At 43.0% G+C, this 22,886-nt stretch carries 19 protein-coding genes and 2 pseudogenes; 14 read left to right on the forward strand and 7 right to left on the reverse strand.

The window, feature by feature from the left end; all coding sequences use genetic code 11:
• Positions 1-15 precede the first annotated feature (15 nt).
• From ACFODW_RS05050 to ACFODW_RS05090, 9 genes are all read left to right on the forward strand, one after another.
• A complete protein-coding gene (locus tag ACFODW_RS05050) occupies positions 16-630 on the forward strand; it encodes a sugar transferase (protein WP_390303912.1) in 615 nt (204 codons plus the stop codon).
• Positions 623-1,249, forward strand: coding sequence for an acetyltransferase (locus tag ACFODW_RS05055; protein WP_390303914.1), 627 nt, complete (start codon positions 623-625; stop codon positions 1,247-1,249). The genes ACFODW_RS05050 and ACFODW_RS05055 overlap by 8 nt, the downstream gene beginning before the upstream one ends.
• A 74-nt stretch (positions 1,250-1,323) precedes the next feature.
• On the forward strand, positions 1,324-2,487 hold the full coding sequence (locus ACFODW_RS05060; RefSeq protein ID WP_390303916.1) for a hypothetical protein: 1,164 nt from the start codon (positions 1,324-1,326) through the stop codon (positions 2,485-2,487).
• 39 nt (positions 2,488-2,526) lie between these two features.
• Positions 2,527-3,672, forward strand: a complete 1,146-nt coding sequence (locus ACFODW_RS05065) for an aminotransferase class I/II-fold pyridoxal phosphate-dependent enzyme (protein ID WP_390303918.1) — start codon at positions 2,527-2,529, stop codon at positions 3,670-3,672.
• Between the two features lie 142 nt (positions 3,673-3,814).
• Complete coding sequence (locus ACFODW_RS05070; protein WP_390303920.1) at positions 3,815-3,973, forward strand: hypothetical protein; 159 nt, start codon at positions 3,815-3,817, stop codon at positions 3,971-3,973.
• Positions 3,974-4,010: 37 nt separating this feature from the next.
• Positions 4,011-5,369 (forward strand): glycosyltransferase family 2 protein, encoded by a 1,359-nt coding sequence (locus ACFODW_RS05075; RefSeq protein ID WP_390303922.1) that lies wholly within the window; start codon positions 4,011-4,013, stop codon positions 5,367-5,369.
• A 65-nt stretch (positions 5,370-5,434) separates the two neighbouring features.
• The gene (locus ACFODW_RS05080) at positions 5,435-6,382 is read left to right on the forward strand and encodes an LCP family glycopolymer transferase (RefSeq protein WP_390303924.1); all 948 of its coding nucleotides are present in this window, start codon (positions 5,435-5,437) and stop codon (positions 6,380-6,382) included.
• Positions 6,383-6,476: 94 nt separating this feature from the next.
• Positions 6,477-6,623 (forward strand): hypothetical protein, encoded by a 147-nt coding sequence (locus tag ACFODW_RS05085; RefSeq protein WP_390304016.1) that lies wholly within the window; start codon positions 6,477-6,479, stop codon positions 6,621-6,623.
• Between the two features lie 577 nt (positions 6,624-7,200).
• A complete protein-coding gene (locus ACFODW_RS05090) occupies positions 7,201-8,163 on the forward strand; it encodes a polysaccharide deacetylase family protein (protein ID WP_390303926.1) in 963 nt (320 codons plus the stop codon).
• Between the two features lie 278 nt (positions 8,164-8,441).
• Here the strand turns inward: ACFODW_RS05090 and ACFODW_RS18325 are convergent.
• The 3 genes and pseudogenes from ACFODW_RS18325 to ACFODW_RS05100 all read right to left on the reverse strand — a co-directional run.
• A pseudogene (locus ACFODW_RS18325) lies at positions 8,442-8,716 on the reverse strand (IS5/IS1182 family transposase); the annotation flags it as partial.
• A 300-nt stretch (positions 8,717-9,016) separates the two neighbouring features.
• Positions 9,017-9,736 (reverse strand): annotated as a pseudogene (gene istB / locus ACFODW_RS05095) (IS21-like element helper ATPase IstB).
• Positions 9,729-10,253 (reverse strand): hypothetical protein, encoded by a 525-nt coding sequence (locus tag ACFODW_RS05100; RefSeq protein ID WP_390303928.1) that lies wholly within the window; start codon positions 10,251-10,253, stop codon positions 9,729-9,731. Before ACFODW_RS05100 ends, istB (ACFODW_RS05095) begins: the two are co-directional and overlap by 8 nt.
• A gap of 169 nt (positions 10,254-10,422) precedes the next feature.
• Between ACFODW_RS05100 and ACFODW_RS05105 the strand changes: the two genes are divergently transcribed.
• Both ACFODW_RS05105 and istB (ACFODW_RS05110) read left to right on the forward strand, forming a co-directional pair.
• Positions 10,423-10,872, forward strand: a complete 450-nt coding sequence (locus tag ACFODW_RS05105) for a Mu transposase domain-containing protein (RefSeq protein ID WP_390303930.1) — start codon at positions 10,423-10,425, stop codon at positions 10,870-10,872.
• Positions 10,873-10,874: 2 nt separating this feature from the next.
• Positions 10,875-11,696 (forward strand): IS21-like element helper ATPase IstB, encoded by an 822-nt coding sequence (istB, locus tag ACFODW_RS05110; RefSeq protein WP_390303932.1) that lies wholly within the window; start codon positions 10,875-10,877, stop codon positions 11,694-11,696.
• A 55-nt stretch (positions 11,697-11,751) separates the two neighbouring features.
• Here the strand turns inward: istB (ACFODW_RS05110) and ACFODW_RS05115 are convergent, their stop codons facing one another.
• The 3 genes from ACFODW_RS05115 to secA2 form a co-directional block, all read right to left on the reverse strand.
• Positions 11,752-13,200 carry an O-antigen ligase family protein gene (locus ACFODW_RS05115; RefSeq protein ID WP_390303934.1) on the reverse strand — a complete coding sequence of 483 codons (1,449 nt, stop codon included), beginning with the start codon at positions 13,198-13,200 and terminating at the stop codon, positions 11,752-11,754.
• A gap of 111 nt (positions 13,201-13,311) precedes the next feature.
• Positions 13,312-14,190, reverse strand: a complete 879-nt coding sequence (locus tag ACFODW_RS05120; RefSeq protein WP_390303936.1) for an accessory Sec system S-layer assembly protein — start codon at positions 14,188-14,190, stop codon at positions 13,312-13,314.
• Between the two features lies 1 nt (position 14,191).
• Positions 14,192-16,576 carry an accessory Sec system translocase SecA2 gene (secA2, locus tag ACFODW_RS05125; protein ID WP_390303939.1) on the reverse strand — a complete coding sequence of 795 codons (2,385 nt, stop codon included), beginning with the start codon at positions 16,574-16,576 and terminating at the stop codon, positions 14,192-14,194.
• A 211-nt stretch (positions 16,577-16,787) separates the two neighbouring features.
• Between secA2 and ACFODW_RS05130 the strand changes: the two genes are divergently transcribed.
• From ACFODW_RS05130 to galU, 3 genes are all read left to right on the forward strand, one after another.
• Positions 16,788-19,022 carry a polysaccharide pyruvyl transferase family protein gene (locus tag ACFODW_RS05130; protein ID WP_390303942.1) on the forward strand — a complete coding sequence of 745 codons (2,235 nt, stop codon included), beginning with the start codon at positions 16,788-16,790 and terminating at the stop codon, positions 19,020-19,022.
• A gap of 20 nt (positions 19,023-19,042) precedes the next feature.
• Entirely contained in the window at positions 19,043-20,491 is a 1,449-nt protein-coding gene (gene murJ, locus ACFODW_RS05135) for a murein biosynthesis integral membrane protein MurJ (protein ID WP_390304013.1), read from the forward strand.
• Between the two features lie 221 nt (positions 20,492-20,712).
• Positions 20,713-21,624, forward strand: coding sequence for a UTP--glucose-1-phosphate uridylyltransferase GalU (galU, locus tag ACFODW_RS05140; RefSeq protein WP_390303944.1), 912 nt, complete (start codon positions 20,713-20,715; stop codon positions 21,622-21,624).
• Between the two features lie 58 nt (positions 21,625-21,682).
• On the opposite strand, the gene ACFODW_RS05145 is transcribed toward galU, so the two are convergent.
• Positions 21,683-22,738 (reverse strand): LCP family protein, encoded by a 1,056-nt coding sequence (locus tag ACFODW_RS05145; protein ID WP_390303946.1) that lies wholly within the window; start codon positions 22,736-22,738, stop codon positions 21,683-21,685.
• Positions 22,739-22,886: the final 148 nt, after the last annotated feature.

Here is a 22,886-nt window from a genome sequence, read left to right on the forward strand (position 1 = left end):
AAGGAGCAGATGATCATGAAGAGAATATTCGATGTTATGGTTTCCACTATCTGTTTGATAATAGCTTTACCTGTTTTGCTCATCACCTCTGTCGTTATACGAATGAAATTAGGTTCACCAGTCATTTTTAGACAACAGCGTCCTGGCTTGTATGGTAAGCCGTTTAATATTTATAAGTTTCGAACGATGACAGATCAGCGGGATAAAAGCGGGGAACTTTTACCCGATCATGTTCGTCTGACCAAGACAGGGAAAATCATCCGTAAACTTAGCCTGGATGAATTGCCCCAGTTGTTTAATGTTTTAAAGGGTGATATCAGCCTGGTTGGTCCCCGGCCGCTCCTGATGGAATATCTGGACTTATATACAACTGAACAAGCAAGACGGCATGATGTAAGGCCGGGGATAACCGGCTGGGCTCAAGTTAATGGCCGCAATGCTATCAGCTGGGAGGAGAAATTTCAGCTCGATATTTGGTATGTGGACCATCAATCGTTTTGGCTTGATATGAAAATACTGTTTCTAACGGTACTAAAAGTTTTTAAGTCTGAAGGTATCCAGCAGGATGGACAAACTACCATGGAAAAATTTAAAGGCACATCCGAAGAGAAGGTTTCAAGAAATGGATAAATTAATCTTAATAGGTGCAGGTGGCCATAGCAAAGTTATTCAGGATATAGCTAATGCAAGTAATGAATTTGAAACATTTGCAGTGGTCGATGATGCGATCGATGGAACAAATCAAACCGACGGTATCATCTATGCAAATACCAGTTTTATAGACAGCCTGCAGGTAGAACATTTTAAATTTTGCATTGCTATTGGAAATAATGCTACACGAAGGGAAATATTTGCTACATTGGGAATACCTATCGAACAGTACGCAGTATTAATTCACCCAACTGCTGTAGTCAGTAAGTCAGCTGAAATTGGAAATGGTACGGTTGTCATGCCAAATGCAGTTGTGAATGCTGATTCTATTATTGGGAAACATTGCATTGTTAATACAGCTGCAGTTGTGGAGCATGATAATAGAATGGAAGATTATGTTCACATTTCGCCTAATGTGACTCTGTCCGGAATAGTAAGTATTGGGGAAGGTACACATGTTGGTTCTGGAGCTACCGTTATACCGGGAAAAATCATTGGTTGCTGGTGTACGATTGGCGCGGGTGCGGTTGTTGTTGGAAATATAGGTAAACATGTAACAGCAGCCGGCGTCCCGGCTAAAAAGATAGTAAAGAACTAGTGTTACTTTGGGGAAGTGGAGAATTGAAAAAGTGTTTAATAATAGCGTTAGCCTGTGTGTTGTTTATAGGAAGTATGTTGTTTTTAATAAATAGGTCTTCAGAAAAAAAAGCTATACAGGAATTGTATGATAAGTGGTATGCCGAACAGCCCACATGGTCAATTTCTCAATTTCCAACTACATCGTCTGATTACAGTGCAGATAGTTATGCCTGGGGTTGGAGCTACACAGGAAATTCCCTGGTAAATATGTATAGGGCCACAGGTGATGAAAAGTATCTTGAAATATTTGTCGAACAAGCAGAATATATTCTTTCCCGGACAGATGACCAACTTGGGATTGAAAGCTTTACAGGTACTGGTTTATCGTTACCTGCATGGTCGGACAGGGGCAATTATACTTCCAATAAATTCAACTATATTTACCCCGTTCACACAGGTATGATCACGGTGCCGATATTACGGTTTATTGATACGGTGTATGCTGAGGATTTAAAAAAATATCAAAATAAAGCTGATAAATTTTTATCAGCAAGCGGCGAAGCATTAGCAATTCATAACCAGGATAGTATGTGGGTGGATTTTTCTGAAACAGAGGGATTTTATATAGGACATCCATATGGCAAAGGGATTGTTTCCGAAGCGGGCAAAATTGGAGTACCAAATCGAATAAGCGTTTATTTGGCAGCAGTCGGCTTATATGACAAGCTTAATGGAAGCAGCATTTATACGGAGCGTATTGAAAAAAGCCTGAATTATTTTAAATACTCCCTATTTAAATATGATGAAGAATTTGATTCCTATTATTGGAGTTATTGGGAAGAGCTAAAGTTGGAAAAGCCATGGGAAGATATTAGTCATGCTTCACTTACTGCCTACGGAATATTTTTACTTCATGAGGAGGCCGGATTCGATGTGTTTACAGACGAAGACCTTAAAAAAATAGCAAACAATGTCTATAAAATTATTGACGAAGAAAGTTCACCTCCAAATATGAGAAAGTATATTCATAAAAGGGATGAAGAGGAGCAGGCGTATTATTCCAATGTTGAGAACCCATATTATTATGATGTACTAAGATGGTCTTTTCTAGGTGTATATGATGAAAATATTCTAGATATGCTGGAAAAAATTTATAGAGAAATAGACACAGAAGAGATGCTTCCACAAACCAAACTGAGCAGTATAGCATCCTTCTTATATGCAAAGGAAAAAACGAAGGATTTTGACTTATGGTAAAAGTTGCCTACAAAAAATAATGAAAAGGGAGACAGTGTTATGACAAGACAAGATCGTATCTTCCTCTCGTCCCCGCATATGAGTGAAAATGAACAAAAATACATCAAGGAAGCTTTCGACCTGAACTGGATAGCACCAATGGGCAGCAATGTTGATGGGTTGGAGCAGGATATTGCGGAATACAACGATGTTAAGGATGCAGCTGTTGTAGTATCAGGAACAGCAGCTATCCATTTAGCGCTGAAACTATTGGCGGTTGGTCCGGAAGACATTGTTTTTTGTTCAACCCTCACTTTTGTCGCCAGTGTAAACCCTATTCTCTATCAAGGTGCTGAACCAGTCTTGATTGATTCAGAAATGGATACATGGAATATGTCGCCCGTGGCGCTGGAACGTGCCATGGCTGAAGCAAAGGATAATGGAAAGCTGCCCAAAGCAGTAATCATTGTTAATTTATATGGCCAGAGTGCCCAGATGGATGAGCTAACTGAGATTTGCAGTACCTATGGAGTACCAATAATTGAAGATGCAGCCGAATCGTTAGGAAGTACGTATAAAGGGAAGAAAAGCGGTACTTTTGGGAGATTCGGTATTTATTCGTTTAATGGAAATAAAATTATTACTACTTCTGGAGGTGGAGCACTCGTTTCGCATGATGAGGAATCATTAAAGAGGGCCAGATTCCTGGCAACCCAGGCACGTGACCAGGCAATCCATTATCAGCACAGTCAGGTAGGCTACAATTATAGAATGAGTAATATTGTCGCTGGAATTGGCCGTGGGCAAATGGAAGTTTTGGACGAGCGAGTTCAGCAGCGCCGGGCAGTTTTTGAACGTTATTTCGAAGCTTTTGGGGATATTCCGGGAGTCAAGTTTCAGCCAGAACTGGAAGGAACAATGTCTAATCGCTGGTTGACCGCACTGACTATCAAACCCGATGCGGCGGGATGCTCAAATCAAGAAATAATTGATCAGCTCGCTGACGAAAATATTGAAGCCCGTCCGGTATGGAAGCCGATGCACTTGCAGCCACTTTTTAAGGATGTGAAGTATTATCCGCACGGAGAAGATAGTGTTTCAGATTACTTGTTTAAATATGGTTTATGTCTGCCAAGTGGTTCAAACATGACTGTTCAGGATCAGGAGCGGGTTATCGCTGTTATCAGCCGGATTTTGAGAAAATAAGAATTTAAAATAAAATTTAGCAGGTGGAGAATCTTCTTTTGTATGATCCTTTTTACAAGATAGTAATTTGAAAGGATAACGGCATTTAGATTTCCCAGTGTTTGGCAATTTAAAATATTAAATGTGTAAAGGCGGTAATGTGATGGAAGAGCAGGAAAAATATAAAAGAATGTTAATTAGAGTTATTGAGGAGACATACAGCCATAAAATCCAAAGCCTAGAAGAGGTCATCCGTATTTTAGTTAATGAGATAACTGAGGATATAGAGTTGGAGGAAGAATTGTATTCTATAACCGATTAATTAAACATCAAGTATTTTCAGAGAGGAGATTCTGCTCTTGGAACTATTTCTTATAGTTTTGTTCTACCTATGCTTGTTTTTTCCTGTACTTCACCTATTACATTGCTTACCCTGGTTTGCGGTACAAGAAGAAAAAGAAAAAAACAATCCAGACAAGGAAAAGGGAATAAGCATTTTAATTCCTTGTTACAATGAAGCTGGGATTATTGAAACTTCCGTTAACAGTATGAAATCTTTGGCCTACCAAAATTTTGAGGTGATTTATGTCAATGATGGTTCCACAGATAGTACATTTAAGCTTCTAAACAAGTTTTTGAATCTGGAAAAGTGCTGGAGAATGCCACTTAACAAGTTGGATCACCAAGAAGTGGAAAGTATATACCAATCCAAGATTTGCCCGAATATTTTTGTTGTTAATAAAGTAAATGGGGGAAAAGCAGATGCACTGAATGCTGGTATTGAATTTTCCTCAAAAGAAATTGTCATTACATTGGATGCCGACACAGTATTAACAGAGTCAGCCTTAACTACCGTAAACGATAAATTTGATGATGAGAATGTTGTTGCTGCAGGTGGTATGGTACATGTTCTGCAAACAAAGACAAAGAATCCATTAAGCCGGCTTTCTATATCGCGAGCAAATATACTTGTCCGGGTGCAAATGCTGGATTTTCTTAAAGCATTTTACATAACAAAAATATCTCTTGCTCGTTTCCAAGGATTGGCTATTATATCTGGGGCCTTTGGAATATTTAATAAAAATTTGCTTATTGAGGTCGGGGGCTATCGCTCTTCTGTAGGGGAAGATATCGACATTACACTGAAGATTCAAAGGTATATTTCTAAAAAGAAAAATAAAAAGAAAAGAGTTATCTTAATTGATGACGCAATTGGTTATACCGAGTTACCCGAGACCTGGAGGGATTTATTTAAACAGCGAATACGCTGGCAAAAGGGATATGTTGATTGCTTGATCTATTTCCTTCCCTTTTTGGTAAGAACATTGTTTACAAGGTCGGTTTCATTTTTCTACATTATTGAGTCATTTACAGTTGCAGTTTTTGCTGGCTATGTAACATTAGGTATCTTTATTTATAGTGCGGTAATAAATTTTTCTCTTACTTTACTCAGTTTTATAATTCTTTACCTGCTATATATTGTGTTATTTAATTTCATATACGATTTGCTGGTACTTAAACAGGTAAAACGATATGGCTTTTCATTTCATAAAAAAGACCGGTTTCGTTTATTTATAACTATTGTGTATGATATTTTCGTCCATCGTTTTGTTACTATGTATTTTGTTATGTTTGGGAGTATTGCTTATTTCTTTAATAAAGACTGGAAAAAAGTTGCAAGAACAGGCAGAAACTACGGAACGGATGTTGCTTCATAGTTAGAGAATCAGTTTTAAATTTAACCAACAACGGAACCTAAACTAAAGCTATAGGTGAGGATGAAATGAATAAAAATAAGCTAAAAAAGATTTTGCTTATTGCCATAACTGTTATAGGTGTTGGTATTGTGGCAACTGGCAGTTATGCTTGGCAGGTATTTACATCAGCCATAACAAATATTCAGGAAGAAATTGAATATAAAAAGACAGAAAAAAGGATGGAAGAAATTAATTTAGCAGAAGGTGATCCTATTACCGTATTGCTTATGGGGATTGATGAACCAGAAGATGAGGAAGATATTTATCAACGCTCAGATACACTTATTCTTCTAACTCTAAACCCACACGAACAGACAACACATATGGTAAGCATTCCTCGTGATACTTATACAGAAATCATCGGACAAGGCACGAAAGAGAAAATTAATCATGCATATGCATATGGTGGTACGGAAATGACTATTCGTACATTAGAAACATTTCTGGATGTCCCAGTTGATTACTTTGTAAAGATTAATATGGATGGTTTCAAAGACATTGTAGACGCAGTTGATGGAATCGAAGTAAATAATGATTTTGCATTTACTTATGGGGGAGTAGAATTTAAGGAAGGTTACAATCAATTAAATGGAAAAGAAGCATTGCTATATGCCCGTATGAGACAGGATGACCCCCGGGGAGATTTTGGTCGCCAAGAGCGGCAGCGTCAAGTCATTGAAGGTGTAGTTGATAAAGGAACTACTTTAAAAGGGATAACATCTTCTGTTTCTAATTTTAAGGAAGTTATTGAGGCTGTTGAAGGCAATGTCAGAACAAACTTGGATGTACAGGAAATGTGGAAGATTCAATCTAATTACCGAGGGGCTTTCAATAATGTAATAGAACATGAAATCCTAGGGGAAGAAACGGAAATTAACGAAACCTATTATTTCGTGCCAAATGAAGAAAAAGTCCAAGAACTATCCGAAGAACTAAATGGGCAACTCAAAGAGCAATACGGTAAGCAACAGTGAAGTATGGGAAGGGTTCTCTTGCTTTTTTCCATCTTGGGTTTGCTTTACTATGCAGGCTAGAGCCAACTAATTTGCTTAGTCAGGAGGTCTAACTTTGATGGATGTTGATAAGTTACCTAAGTCAGTAAAAAAAGCAGTGAGATATATAAAACAAGATGCACCCGATGAAAAATTACTGCAAATTAAAAAGGTAATTGACAAAGCATTTGACTACCGGGAAAGGCAGTCTGAAAAAAACTGAAGGAAACATAAGGTTTTATTGCTTAATGGTTTTTCTCTAAGACAGCTAAATGGACACGTACCTGTGTCCGTGGTCCTTCCTTCTTTGAAAATTTACGCTAGCTATTTAAGAAATGTTTGGGGGTGGAGTTAAAACTCCAGCCCCTTTATCCTAATCGTTCAACCACTCGTTTGGCTGTTCAACCCTTCAATAAACCCATGATTATAACCAAAGGTAAGTCTGTTCAGGGCCACGGATTGGCAGTACTGATAGGGTCTGGATCACTTTGATGAGCTCTTCCCTCCTTGACTGCACTACCCGATATTCCTCCATGGTTTCCTTAAATAACGAAATAGTTTGTTGAGAGGAACTATCAAATAAAATGCTAGGAATTAGAAATGAAAGCTAAATCCTGGTGTTTCCCCCAGTTGGATAGACGTCGTATGCTTTTCTTAAAAAATGGACTTCTTTAATGAGTCCAAGTACATTCAGTTATTAAATCAGGATGTGGGTACCATATTGGAAGTACAGCAGTCAAAATTCAAGTGCAACAATTATTGATATGCTATTGAAATTATTTCAGGAGGAAGTGAATATTATGCTTAAAACGGCTATCATTATAATTACACTTATCTTAGTTTGTCTTCCTATGTTTGACAAACCTGCTATGGCTGAGACTTACATAGTTCAACCGGGGGATAGCCTTTCGGAAATTTCCGACAAGTATGGAGTATCAGTAGAAAAGATTGTTAATCTGAACAAATTGCTATCTACTATAATTGAACCAGGTCAATACTTAGAAATTCCTAAGACGTATACAGTTAGTGAAGGGGACACGCTTTATAAAATTTCTACTAAACTTGGAGTCTCTTTACTTGAGTTATTAGTAGCTAACCCTACAATTGAAAGTCCCAATTGGATTTACCCTGAACAAATAATCAATGTTCCAATAAAAAATGGTATGACTTATATGGGGAACCCCGATAATAAAAGAATCGCCCTGACTTTTGACGACGGTCCAGAAGATATTTATACTCCACAAATTTTAGAAATCTTAAAGCAAAAGGGTGTAAAGGCTACCTTTTTTGTGGTAGGAGAAAGAGCCCAGAAGTATGCAGAACAACTAAGACAAATTTATCAAGAAGGACATGCTATTGGCAACCATACTTGGGATCACCCGCATTTACCTGAGCTCACGGATCAACAATTTAACGAAAACATAGAGTCCACTTCTGCAGAAATTGAGGAAATTCTAGGGTTCAAACCCGATCTATTCCGACCGCCATTTGGAGAAATTGAAGATCAACAGGTAGAAATGCTTAATAGACAAGGCTACCGTTCGATCATGTGGACGGCAGATACAAAGGACTGGAGTGGTGTAACTGCAGAAGAAATAGTATCAAGAGTGAAGCAAGATGCCAGCCCTGGGGTTATAGTCCTTCAACATAATTACCATGCATCCGGGCAATTTGAAACTGTTGAGGCATTGCCTCAAATCATTGACGAATTACGCGCACAGGGGTATGAGTTTGTTACAATCCCAACACTCTTAGATAATTAGAAACTAGACGTATTTAAAATACATATTAAAAACTAGGCACTTTAGAGCAAAAAGCACTGATTAATCCTAAAGTGTGTTTATAATAAGTTGTTAAAATACGCCAGCAATATTATTCCATTAAAAGGCTCGATGCTGAAACATGTTGGGATTTTACGGAAAATATGTACCCCCACATAAGGGAAGGAATTGAACAGCCGTTACTTTATAATATCATCTAGCTATCTTAGGACCATTGACCAAGAGTATGGTGATTGTTCTTTTATCTTGAAAAGGAATTTATGATAGATGGAAATGTAGTTTCCATTTGGGCAGATAAACGTATCATCTTCCTCGTTATACTCCCAATTGGCACAGTGAAATTCATTTCGCTTTGTGCCTCCTTTTCTTCTTTTCATACTGGTTATATATTATAAGCGGGGTGCGTTTTCGATGGTTGCTGACATCTTCGTAATTTTGTTCATTACCGTAGCCAGCATCCGCAACAATATAAGTAGGTAATTCAAAGAAATCTGTCTCTATGTAATCCCAGAAAAGAGATAAACGTACGTGTGTCTTCGTCCGGTATATCTCCACTACATCATTGACAGCATAGGCTATGTCATTATCTTGAATTTTAAGTCCAAATAACTTGATTCATGTTATAATGTTTAGACACCTACGATTCTGTTTTGATGTGGTTACTTTAACTTTATCAGAATCCTTTTGTGTACATAATTGTATGAATTTATTAAGAAAGAGTGGTGCTCGCCAGTTTATTGGAGAGCACCACTCTTTTTAATTACCTGGTGTATTTTGCAAGAGAAAATCTGATAGAAATTCAAAAGAAATTCGAGAACGTTGCCAGCCCCAATTTTTATGATGGGTAATTCGATAGTGCGTGTGTGACACGATAACTGTCGCCAGTAAAACTTAGAATATGCGCATGGTGAATCACGCGGTCCACCAATGCAGCTGTTAATCTCGCATCGACGAAGATGCGGTTCCATTGGCTGAATTCCAGATTGGATGTGATAATAAGGCTTTTCTGTTCATACCAGTCTGTAACCAGTTGGAACAGGAGTTCAGCACCATCTTTATATATAGCCCATTTCATCCAGGAGGATGAGATCCACCTTCTTGAACCTGTTCCTGAAGCTCTGCAATTTACCCTCACTCCATGCCCTTTCCAGAAGGTCCACCAAATCCGCTACGCGATCGAAACGCACTTCATATCCTTGCCGGCATGCTTTCCTCCCAATCCTGTTGCGATGTGTGTCTTCCCAGTACCGGGGGATCCTGTCAGGATGACATTTTCCTTCCGGGAAATGAAGTCCAAGCCTTCCAGGCTTTCACGATTGATTAGTGGCGGGAATTTCACCTGGCCACCCCACTGGAAACTGTCTAACTCCTTGTCGCTCATAAACCTGGCTTTCTTTATGAGACGTTCTCCCTTCGCTGTATCGCGAAGTTCGAATTCCTGCTGGAACAAGGCTTCCAGATATTGACCGGGATCCTCGAAGGGGACTTTTTCATAAATATCTGCCACATAAGCCAAACGCAGTGATTTACACATTTTTCTCAATCTATCACTCATGGATGGTCGCCTCCCCCTTAGATACGGGTTCCGTTGGACGCAAGGAGTCATACATGTCCCAGGTCACTTCATATGGATGAATTTCAGACCCTGGATTCTCATTGTCTTTGGTGGGAAGCAATTCATAAAATCGCTCATTGTTTTCATTCATGTTATAGGTGACAATTAGTCCCATTAACCATTCAATATATTCTTTCTGGATCACAGGGGACTCGATACTTAAATAACTGGCTATACTTCCGGGCAAATAAGGGAAGTACCTGGAATGGGACACGGAACGTGGTTTCATTCTCCACATTCCCAATACGGATGCCCACGGCAGTTCCCGGGATTTATTCATATATGGTCGTGGACCTTCACCCAATACCTCACCGTTCGGTGAGACCACCTTGTAGGAATCCCAATAAGTAATCAGATACAATTGGCTATAGTGATAACTGGTGGGAATATGGATGGATACACTATCAATGATGATCTCTCCATATTTATTGGACGATACTTTTTCCTTGCTGAACACCGGGTAATCACTTTCCGGCAGAGCCAGGCAGTACTTCTTCTCTTCCTCGATAAGACCTTACCGACCATAAACGAAAGGGAAAGTAGAAAATGTTGTTGGATATTTAAAGAAAAACTTTTTACAGCGTAAGCATGAACCAACGCTAAAAGCGCTAAATGAAGATGTGAGAGTGTGGTTAGATCAGACAGCGAACCATAAGGTTCATCAAACAACGCTCGAATCACCTCATACTCGCTTCCTGCATGAACAAAAGCATTTGATGACATCAAATACGAAACCAGTGTTCCCTATACACCATTGGGAAATTAGAAAAGTGAGTAAGAATTGCTTTATTTCATATCAAGGTAAAAGGTATTCTGTACCTTTTCGGTACGTTGGACAAGAATTGAAGATAAAAGAAACACTAAATCACCATTTAGAGATTTATGACAACTATGAATGTATAGCTAAGCACCCTATTATGACTGGGAAAGCAAGAGATCATATAAACCTTGAACATTATAAAGGACTGCAAACGACTACTGATGGTTTGCCGACCCACAGCCGTTTACAGTCCCCTGATATTGAAGTAGAACAACGTTCTCTTCAAATTTATGAGCAACTAGAAGGAGGTGATTAATCATGACCACAAACCTTTTAGTTGAACGCTTAGAAGAAATCGGTTGGCATTACACCGCCGATCAAATTGATGGTCTGCTTGAACACGCATCTAAAAATAATGTACCATATTCGGATTTCTTAATCACGCTATCATCACAAGAAATCGAACAGAAGGAAAAGGCAGCTATAGATAAACATCTAAAAAAGGCGAAGCTTCCCTACATTAAAAGCATTCATGATTTCGATTTTAGCTTTCAACCGAGTATAGACGAGCGAAGAGTTAAAGAAGTGTTATCGGGTAGGTATATTCATAATGGAGATAACATCTTACTCCTGGGACCGCCAGGGGTAGGAAAGACACATTTAGCTATTTCCATGGCTTTTGAAGCTATTACCAACGGAAATCAAGCACTTTTTATTACAGCCAATGATTTTATAGCTGAGTGCCAGAAGGCAGAGAAACAAGGGTTAATCCGACGGATTATTAAAAGATATAGTCGTCCAGAATTATTAATTATAGATGAACTAGGTTATTTTAGCTTCGATGAACTAAGCGCACACACACTTTTTCAAATTATATCAAGAAGATACGAACATGGCGCAATGATTATTACTTCAAATAAATCATATGTGGAGTGGGGTAAGATCTTTGGAGATGAAGTATTAGCAACGGCCATACTGGATCGTCTAATCCATCACTCCACTACCTTTAATATTAAGGGAGATTCCTATCGTCTGAGGGAAAAGAAAAAGGCAGGCATCCAGCCAGCCAAAATTCGTCTGATAATAGGGAATTTGATTCCGTTGAAAACAGGGAATTTTAAACCGTTGTTGACACAGTAAGTAGCTCAACATTAAACCCCCTACTCATAAAGAGAGGGGGGTGAGTTGTGACATATCATTGTCCGGATAGTTCTTCTAAATCCGGCTGATACAGGTTGTACAGCAGCAGTACAAAAGCCAGACTGAAGTAGATGCTTACCGATGGAGCAAACCAGACATGGCCTGCAATAAGCGCAATTCCGTTCCCTAGCATAATCGAAGTGATCAGGAAGATATTTTCCGGATTCAGCACCTGCTTGAAGTCACTGAACAGCTTTCTGATGATAGCGACGGTTACCATGATAAGCGGTAAGAAAATCAGTATGGCACCGAATACACCAAAGGAGAAGAAGATGTCAAGGAAATCCATTTCAATGGTCTTCCGTACCTCTGTATAATTTCCGGCATATCCCATGCCGAATAACTGCTGATAGATATGGGCATCTATATAGTAATGATATTGCCGAGTAAAGTAGAAATGCCGTGCACTGAGGATTTTATTTACAATCTCCGAGTCCAAATAGGCTGGCAGTTCACGAATTTCTCCGTCTTCATCCCTCATGGCTTCTTCTTCCTGCCGTTGTCTTTCTTCTGCTTCTTCCATACTCTCCCCGTCTTCTCCGCTATCAGGACCGGTCGCAATATTATCCTTCTCCGGGATAGGCATATCCACGGAAAGGTTGGTTACAGATGGAGTGGTTGGTGCAATAACACCAAATAGAATTGCCATGACTACAGCTAACAGGGTGGAAATCATATAACGGTTTTTCATGCCGTTTTTCCTGGTTTCCACTAGCCAATGAAGGATAAGGATGACCACTCCGATGGCCAGCGTGCCGACCATGGCAAACAAACCAACCTTGGTGCCAAGCAGGACCCCGGTAACTAGCAGAGCAAAAAGCGGCAGCCAGTTTAAGGAGTCTTTCCAGGTATTCGTCTTCTTATAGGCAAAGATAAACAGAAGCGGTGCAGTAATCGCAATGATGGCTCCCAGTTCATTTCCGGAATAGAACCATCCTTTATACCCATCCTTCACCCACTCGTAAGTATTGGTCGAAGTGTTGGTGAGAATAGATAAAAGGATCGAAGCCACCACGATGCTCGCCGCAATATAAACGGCAGACAAAAGCTTCATCTTAACCGCCCGGTAGCTCTCCTTGGAAGTGAACACCAAAACAAAGGCACAGAACATGACAATGAAATAGACGACTTTCGCAATCCATTGGGTTTCCAAAAAGAAATTAAATGTCGGTTTAAGGAATATGTTCCCCAAGAATCCAAGGCCAAGTACAGCCAAGAGAAGGATCAGATATCCTATGACATATTTTTTATATGGACTGTCGTTGCCAAAGAATATATAGACGAAAGATAACAGCATAAACAGCATTCGGAAGACAATACCTACCGTAATGCTTAAATCGATGAAATAAATGGATAAAAGTGTAAGTATGTCCAGAACGGGCTGGAAGATGATGAACCATTTTAGGATGTCTGTATACATAACACTATTAAATTTTCCCGTCATAACTAAACTCCTTGTAAATTCGCATGTTTTATAAAAGAATATCATATCATGCAGGGTCATGCTCTACAATCCATAATCGGTTTTAGCGGTATGTATCCTGCTGATATGAAGTTATTGGATAGGGTAGACCTTCCAACTGGAGAGGTTCGGCTGCTCTTTCTGGATCATGGAAGCAGGAAAGACGAAGGACCACGGTTTGCTTGTATTGGCCTTGATCGTAAGGCTGTTGACCTTGAAGCTTCCCTTTGCAATTTCCTCACCGTCTGCATCCTGTACACCAAGCGGTACCTGCTCTAGCGTAATATTTTTACTGGTGCCGTTCCGGAGCAGAATGGTCACGACCAGGTCAGCGTTCTCATTCCTCTTTGCTTCAAGTCCCATGAAGTTCATTTCGCCCGGCTTCAATGGAGCGGCATTCTCCACGATTTTCTGCAGATTCTTCTTTGTGTCGTCTGCGATGGATTTCTCCCACGAAGCCTCGAGGTCCAGCTGATGTTTCTTCTTCACTTCAAATGCAAGTGACCAGCCATGAGAAGGGATCTCCATGCCAGCTGTCATCTCTTCACGAGTAAAAATGAACTTCCATGGTCGTGCCGCTTTAGGGGGAATTGAACCTGCCCGGGATAGATCGAATTCCTTTCTCGCCAGCACTTCCTTGCCAGGTCCAAGCAGTAGGATGGTTGTATTGCCGAACTTCACTGGCTTTTCCACGGAGCTTCGGATCAGGCCGGTTGCGGAGATGCTTCCGTTGCGCAGTTCGGTGAGCTCCACCCCGTAGAGGGAGAGCTGGTTCGGCTTCAACTTCGGGCTCTGGCTGTTATGGAAGGCATAGATATATCTGTCCTCGTGGGCAATTTCCCTGTTATCAGGGATGTAGAGCTCTGTTTCTATGCCATCTTCGCCCGTGGTCTCTGCAGTTTCTCCCAGTACGTCTTGGGCATCAATGGCTTCACTCTCTCGCTTCTTATCTTTTTTGGAAAATCCAAACATATTATCTTCCTTTCTTCACATTGGTTACCGCTTGCTGCTGTTTCTGCAACTGTTTTTTGAAGGACATGTTCATCCGGACCGCCAGTTCATATTCGAGATCGGCATAAGTGCTTTTAAACAGCTTATAGCCCTCCTGCTGGAAGAGTTCCACTGGATTGCGCTGCTGGTACTGGCGGATGCCGATCCCTTCCTTCAGCTGATTCATGGCGTCCAGATGCTTCTTCCAGAGCCGGTCGATCGTCAATAGACCGATGCTGCAGCTGGTCATCTGCATATCCTCGTGTTCTTCAAATCGTTCGATAATTGCTGTATGCTCTTCTCGCGCCGGTTTGACCTGTTCTTTTACTTCCCCTTTATCCTTGAAATCCTCATCCTTCAGGGATACGTCAGGGAGTAGGATTTTATCGAGCTCCCGTTCAAGCTTTTCCAACTCCCACTCCTCAGGAAGAAGGTCATCCGGACAGAAACTGTCGATATAATCATCCGGGAGGTGATCGACCTGATGCTGGATAAACCGGATCGGATTATCGGTCTTTAGCAGTTTGTCGCGCAGCTCATAGATGACGCCGCGCTGGTCGTTGATCACGTTTTCGAGATTCAAGTTGTAGTCGCGGAATTGATAATGGACCCCTTCACTGATTTTCTGAGCCGTTTCCACGAACTTATGGACATTTTTGGAAGTGATCATTCCACTACTGTTAGTTTTGAATTTCGGGCGTGCCCGTTCCAATTCATCAGCGGCATAGCGAATGAACAGATAGTCCTCCAGGGAAAGAATGAATTGGGTCGAACCAGGGTCACCTTGGCGTGCAGAACGTCCTTTCAGCTGATTGTCGATCCGTCTGCTCTCATTCCGTTCCGTCCCAATGACATGCAGCCCGCCCAATTCGGCAACACCTTCACCAAGCATGATGTCGGTTCCGCGGCCGGCCATGTTGGTAGCTATGGTGATCTGGCCTTTCTGACCTGCCATGGCAATCAGGTTGGCTTCCTGCTGGACACTCTTCGCATTCAGCAGATGGTAGGGGAGGTTTGCCTTATCAAGCTCTGCCGCAACCTCCTCCGACTGCAGGATGGAGGTTGTGCCGATCAGGATTGGCTGCCCCTTTTCATGGCGTTCCTTTACCTCTTTCAGGAGGTGGGCGAATTTCTGCTGCTTGGTCTCGAAGACTTTGTCCGGATGATCGATACGCTGGTTCGGCTTATTCGTCGGAATCTGGACGACTTCCATGCCATAGATCTTGCTTAGTTCTGCCTCTTCCGTCTTGGCAGTGCCAGTCATACCGGAAATGGTTGGATACATGCGGTAATAATTCTGGATGGTAATGGAAGCATTGGTCTTATTCTCATCCGTATTGACCAGGCCTTCCTTGGATTCGATGGCCTGATGGAGTCCGTCACTGAGGCTGCGGCCTTCCATGATCCTTCCTGTATTCATGTCGACGAGCTTCACTTCGCCGTCCTCGACAATATAATCGACATCCCGCTGGTAGAGGACGCGTGCCCTTAATGCCTGTAGAAGGGAATGGAAAAGGGATCCATGCTCCAGGTCGAATAAGTTGTCGACGCCGAAGATTTTTTCACATTTATTCAAGCCTTTTTCGGTAAAATTGACGACTTTCAATTCCATGTCGAAAGTGTAATCCTCTTCTTCTTTGAGTCCCTTGATCACACTGGCGCACACCCCGTAGAGACGTTCGCTCGGCTTATCCTTGCCAGCAAGGATAAGCGGGGTTTTTGCTTCGTCGATCAGTACACTGTCCACTTCATCAATGATCGCGAAATGATAGGCACGCTGAACCTTTTGGGTGAGAGATTGGACGGTATTGTCACGTAAAAAATCAAATCCGAATTCCGTACCGACACCATAAGTGATGTCGGCGCGATAGGCCGCCTGCTTATCGGCAGGGCTGATACCGTGAATATTCAAGCCGACCGTCAGGCCAAGGAACTCATGGATCTGGCCAATTAGCTCCTTATCCCTTTTTGCCAGATAGTCATTGACCGTGATGATATGTACACCTTTTCCCTCGAGGGCAACCAAATAGCTTGCCAAGGATGCCACCAGGGTTTTACCTTCCCCTGTTGCCATCTCGGCGATATCCCCGTTGAGCAGGACGAGACCACCGACTAACTGCACATCGAAATGCCGCAGTCCCAGAATTCTCCTCGATGCCTCTCGGACTGTAGCGAAGGCTTCCGGTGCAAGGTCCTGAACGGTTTCTCCGTTTTCCAGCCTTTCCTTGAATACATTGGTTTTTTCTTGAAGCTGTTCATCGGAGAGCTGCTGGTAGCCCGCTTCTAAACTGTTAATCTTTTCTACTGTTTTATAATAATTGTTCCAACCACGCTTGGCGGAATTTGTTTTTAAACCGAGAATACCCATCCATTAAAACTCCTTAGCTGTTGTTGAATATATCGGTATTATAACATGAATCGGCCATTTTCAGCAGTGGAATCCCCAGCGTACCCGAAACTTTCGACAATGTTATTTCTTATCCTTCAGGTTTCATGTTAAAATAATAGAATGTATCCGCGCTTATACTAGATATTGACTAGATTTTAAATGGAAATAGATAAAGAAGGATTGAAAAAATATGGCAATCGGGATTGTAGGGAATTATGGGAATAATAACCAAGGGGATGAAGCGATTCTCGAGGGTATTCTCATCCAGTTAAAGAAAGTGCATCAGATTGAGCGGCAGGACATCATTGTATTTTCCAACCAGCCGGAAAGAACTAGTGAGAAATACGGTGTCAAATCTGTCAAACTCTATTATAAAAAGAATAATGCCCCGCTGACCCTGTTCCGTACTCTCAAAAAGAACAGTTCGATCATCCGTGACCTGGATCTTCTTATTATAGGGGGCGGTGGAATTTTTATGGACCTTTACGGCAGGGAAGCCTTCATCTTTGGCATGTACGGATGGCTGGCCAAGCTCTCCCGGACCCCCGTCGTCCTTTACGGAGTTGGAGCAGGCCCTATACTCACCCGAATTGGCAAGGTGATTCTCCGGTCGTTGGCTCACCTGTCCAAGGTTATAACAGTAAGAGATCCTAAATCGAAGGAACTACTGGAGTCGATTGGCGTGAAATCGTCCATCCATGTCATCGGAGATCCGGCATTTCAGGTGAACCCGCCGGAACGGGAAGGATCCAAGCAGGATGACGCCATCAACATTGGTGTAACTGCTGTACCTTTTCATCACATTAGCTATTGGCCGAAAGAAGATAAGGTTAAATACCGGGCATACATAGAAGGGATGGCTCAAAATCTGGACCATTTGGTAGACTATTACCCAAACGCAAGAATCAACTTCTTCTCCACCAAGCATCCCCAAGATACGATGGTCACCAAGGAAATAAGGGAGCTGATGACACATAAGGACCAATGCTCGATTGCTGACCGTCCGATGGATCATCAGGAGATTACAGACTTTGCCTCCAAGCAGGACCTGGTCATCGGGACGCGTCTTCATTCCCTGATCCTAGCCCTGGTATCGGCTACACCGGTGATTGCAGTATCCTACCATCATAAAGTCGAGGATTTTATGGGGATGATCGGCTGTGAGGAGTACACGATACCGATCGACCAGCTGGATTCTACACCCATGTATTTCTTGGACTCCTGCCGGGCTATGTTCGCGGAATGGGATGGAACATTACAACGCTTCGCCGGCATATCCGGCCGTATGCGGGGAGAGGCACTCAAGGGGATGGACTTGGTGAAGCGGTCCCTGGAGAATGACGAGCAAGACCAGCTGCTAGTGTTGAGTAATATGTACCCTTCCGAGCATTCACGCACATTTGGGCTGTTTGTCAAGAACCAGGTAGAGCTGCTTCGTGATAGGGGGCTTGCTGTGGATGTAGTGGCGATCGATGACCCGAGGAAGGGGAAAATCCAGCTGCTGAAAAAATATACATCCTTCTTTTTCGGAAGCCTCGGAAAGCTGGTGACAAGGGGAAGTTCCTATCAGGCCGTCCATGCCCATTATATTTTTCCGACTGGACTGGCAGGTCTCCTATTCAAAAAGCTGCTCGGAAGGAAGCTGATTGTGACCTCTCATGGTGGTGATATTGACCAGATGAGCAAAAAAAGCTCGATTGTCCAGAAACTGACCGGAAAAATCCTTCACGAGGCGGACCATATAATTGCTGTAGGGGAAGGATTGAAACAGGATATCCACGAGAACTTCTCGATTTCCGATGACAAAATTTCTGTCATCAATATGGGGGTGAACCGGAATGTCTTCCACGAACACAGCAAGGAAGAAATCCGTAAGAAACTGGGGGTCGACCAGGAGGAAAAAATGCTCTTGTTCGTCGGCAACCTGATCCGGGCAAAGGGGCTGGATGAACTGACAGCCGCCTATCGCACGCTTACGAAAGAGGACCCATCAATCACTCTGCACCTGATCGGAGAACCGAAGGACGAAGCGTATTTCCAGGAATTATCGGAAAAGACGGATGCATTGGAAGGGGGGACCATCCATGGAGGTATGGCGCAGACAGACGTCGCTGAATGGATGGCCGCTTCCGACGTATTTGTCCTTCCATCCCATATTGAAGGATTTGGATTAGTGGCATTAGAAGCAATGGCCTGCGGGCTGCCGGTCGTCGGCACGGATGTCGGCGGCTTGAGTTATCTGCTGGCAGAGGGAGCTGGAGTGAAAACAGAGGCAAAGAATCCGGAGGCACTCACGAAAGGCATCCGGAAAGTGCTCACCGATCCTTCTCTAAAGGAAACTCTGATTGCCAATGGTCGCAAAAAGGCGGATGAATACGACCAGGATCGGTTGATCACCTCCGTCCTGGCCCTGTACGAGTCATAGGGAGGGATTGTCAATTGCGGATGCGTTTATTTAAAATACTGGGAGCTGTGGCATTAATCAATATTATTGCCCGGCTCCTTGGTTTTGCCAGGGAAGTCGTCATCGGTTACCAGTACGGAACCAGTTATCAGGCAGACAGCATCATTACCGCCTTCACGGTCCCGAATTTCATCTATATTGTGGTGGGCGGTGCCATCACTACGGCATTCATCTCTGTCTATACCAAATTGGAAAAAGGGGCCAGGGAACAGTTTTTCCAGACCATTTTCACCTTGCTTATTCTGATTACAGGTTCGATAACGGTTCTATTCCTCTTGTTTCCAGTATTCTGGATGAATCTGTTTTTCTCAGGGATGTCCGAAGAAGCCATGCAGCTGACGAGTGAGCTGTTCGTCTGGATGGCGCCGGCCACGGTATTTCTGGTGATTGCCATGCTGTTCAGCGGCCTGCATAATATCAATGAAAACTACCGGCTGTCTAGCATGGCGACATTGGTATTCAATGGATTGTTCCTGCTGGTCGGCGTAGGCCTCACGCCGTTTTTGATGGAATATTCTTATGGACTCGGGGCATTGCTCGGCTCGTTGTTCATGGCGGCCATGCTAATGTACACGATACATAGCCGGTCCAAGATGCCTTTGAAGCTCCGCGTAACCCTCCAGCCGGAGGTGAAGCGCTTCGCCAAGCTCGCACTGCCGATTTTGTTCGGCGGGGCGACCATCCAGTTCTATTTCATCATTCAGCGGATCTATGCATCCAGTCTGGATGAGGGAGCCATCTCAGCATTGAATTATGCTTCCAAGATGACCCAGTTTCCCCAAGCGGTGTTGATGACCAGTGTAACAACAGTCATCTATCCATTAATGGCCAAGGCGGTCGGGGAGAAGGACGAAAGAAAGGTCACCAGTGCATATAGAAAGGGGTTCCGCATGCTGACCATTCTGCTGCTTCCGGCGACCGTCTTCATGATTTTATATGCGGAAGAAGTCATCCGGTTCATTTTTGAATATGGATCCTTTGGAAGCCAGTCGACCAACACGACTTATCCATTGTTGCAGATATTCTCCCTGTCCATTTTCAGCCTTGCATTGAATGCCTATGTCACTAGGTTTTTCTATGCCATGGAGAAGTCCTATCTTCCTGTCACCCTGAATATCCTCTCGGTATTTGGGGTGAACATACTGGTCATCCATCTGTTAATTGATCAGCTTGGGGTGGATGCAGTTGCATGGGGAACGGTTGCCGGCACGACCGCGAACATGCTATTGCTGCTGGTTGCGGCCAAGTGGAAACTGGAGCTTTCGGTGAGCAGCATCAGTTATATTGTGAAGCTGCTGATTTTTGTGTTGATCGCTGGTGCAGCGATATGGCTGACAACCCTTCCAGAATTGCCGCCCCTCTTCTCTCTTGCATTGGGTGGAGTTGCAACCGCCTTGTTTATTCTAGTGGGACTAAAAATAGTGAAATAGAGGGAAGCCATGCTGTTACTTGCAGCATGGCTTACTTTATAAGTAAAAAAGTAAACTTTTAATTGTTTTATCCATTTGTAGGAGGAATAGCTACAACTCTTTTCTTCCTATTAAAAGAACTTCTCAATGAGGTGGCTCCTTTTATCCTAATAAAAGTATTTATGATAAACTACTGATAGATGGAACTTAACGTTGAACCCTAATAAAAGGAGCTAAACATAATGCGAGTGAAAAAAGCGATCATTCCGGCAGCAGGGCTCGGTACACGTTTCCTGCCTGCAACTAAAGCGCAGCCCAAGGAAATGCTGCCCATTGTCGATAAACCTACCATTCAATATATTGTCGAGGAAGCAGTCGATTCTGGCATCGAAGATATCATCATCATTTCCGGACGGGGGAAGCGGGCGATCGAGGATCATTTCGATGTGTCCTATGAACTTGAGGAAAAGCTGACCCAAAAAGGGAAAATGGATATGCTGGAAATGGTCCAGTCGATTTCCAATCTTGCTAACATTCATTATATACGCCAGAAGGAGCCTAGAGGCCTCGGCCATGCCATCTGCTGTGCGGAGAGCTTTATTGGTAATGAACCATTCGCCGTGCTGCTTGGGGATGATATTGTAAAAGCAGAAAAACCCTGCTTGCGACAGCTTTTAGATGTTTATGAAATGTACGGGCATTCTGTAGTCGGTGTCCAGGGAGTGCCCTGGGAAGACGTCTCCAAATACGGCATCATCCGACCGTCCAGGGCAAATGGGTATGCAAGCGGGGTTCAAGAGGTTGAATCCCTTGTGGAGAAGCCGGACAGGGAGCATGCACCATCCAATCTCGGCATCATGGGCCGCTATGTGCTTTCACCGCAAATTTTCAGCACCTTAAAGGACCAGCAACCCGGAAAAGACGGAGAAATCCAGCTGACCGATGGGATTGAAGCCTTGAAACAACAGGAGAAAGTTTTGGCCTATAATTTTGCCGGAAAGCGCTATGATATTGGTGGCAAGCTCGGCTTTGTACAGGCGACCCTCGATTTTGCGCTGAACCGGGACGATCTGCACGATGACATACTTGACTATATGAACGGGAAACTTCACACGCTCAACGAATCAAGGGCAGGAATATTACAGGATAAATAAATGGGCCCCATCTCTCCCGGCATGAAGCCGGTTTGGATGGTGCCCTTTAGTATGATAGTTAATAGCTTCCACTGCCGCCGGAGGCCGGTTCGGCATGCTGATGGGCGGAAGAGCTTTCCTCAGCTAACTGGTTATTGATTTCCAGATGACTCTGGAGGAGGGACCTGGTCTCATTCAGTGATTCTTCATCCAAGGCCCAGTAATAGGTTCCGGATGGCTTATAATCATATCCTTTTAGTGTATGCGTATTTACATCCAGGTTGGTACCGCCTGTCCCATAACTGATGAATGTCTTCATATCACTGAATCTCATATTTGTTGTCATATTATCACCGACGGCTTCCAGAATGTCATCATAACTGAGTATCGAATTCAGGTTCGTTGCTTTCTGAAGGGCTGCTTTTACAATTTCCTGCTGCCGTTTCCCACGTTCGATATCATTATCCAGTTTCCTGGTACGGGCAAGGGCTAATGCTTCCTCGCCATTCAGCTGCTGTTCACCAGCCGTCAAATGCACAGCACCTTTATTGTCCGTGGAATCCTGTTCCGTAAATTCATACGGCACATCCACAGTGATGCCGCCCAATGCATCCACGACATCTACAAATGCATGGAAATTAAGCTTTACAAAATAATCAACAGGAATGTCGAGCAGGTTCTCGACTGTTTCCACGGTTGCCGAGGGCCCGCCGTATGCGTGGGCATGCGTGATTTTGTCCTCATAGCCTACTTCTGGGATGTGGACAAGCGAATCACGGGGAATGCTTAACAGGTTGACACTTTTTTCATCTTTGTTGAAAGTGGCCAGCATCAAAGCATCTGTCCGAGCGTTCTCGGCATTCCCGCGTTGCTTATTCTCATCCACTCCCATAATCAGCACGGAGACATTATCAATACTGGGATCGACTTCAGCATCTCTCAGCGGGGATTTCTCCCGTTCATCTCCAACATAGGAATCAGATAATACACTGCCTGCTTTCACATATAGATAACCAGCATAGCCCGCCAGCAGGAAGAACGCAAAAAGCGGAATGAGGATGAAATAAGCGCGCTTCCGAAGTCTCCTCTTTTTTCTGCGGACCAGCCGGGTCTGGGTCTCGTTCTTTTTAGTCATACAAATAAACTCCTTTAGTTAAATCAGCCGTTCTGTTAACAGACGACTTTCTTGGATAGCAAATCACTACCTATTTTACTATGATTCGACATATTAGTAAATTGCATTTTGATTTCATTTATGAAATTTTATGTAATAAATAGATTAA

This window comes from Virgibacillus sediminis, from assembly GCF_042643265.1.
In the GTDB taxonomy this organism is placed as follows: domain Bacteria; phylum Bacillota; class Bacilli; order Bacillales; family Amphibacillaceae; genus Virgibacillus_O; species Virgibacillus_O sediminis.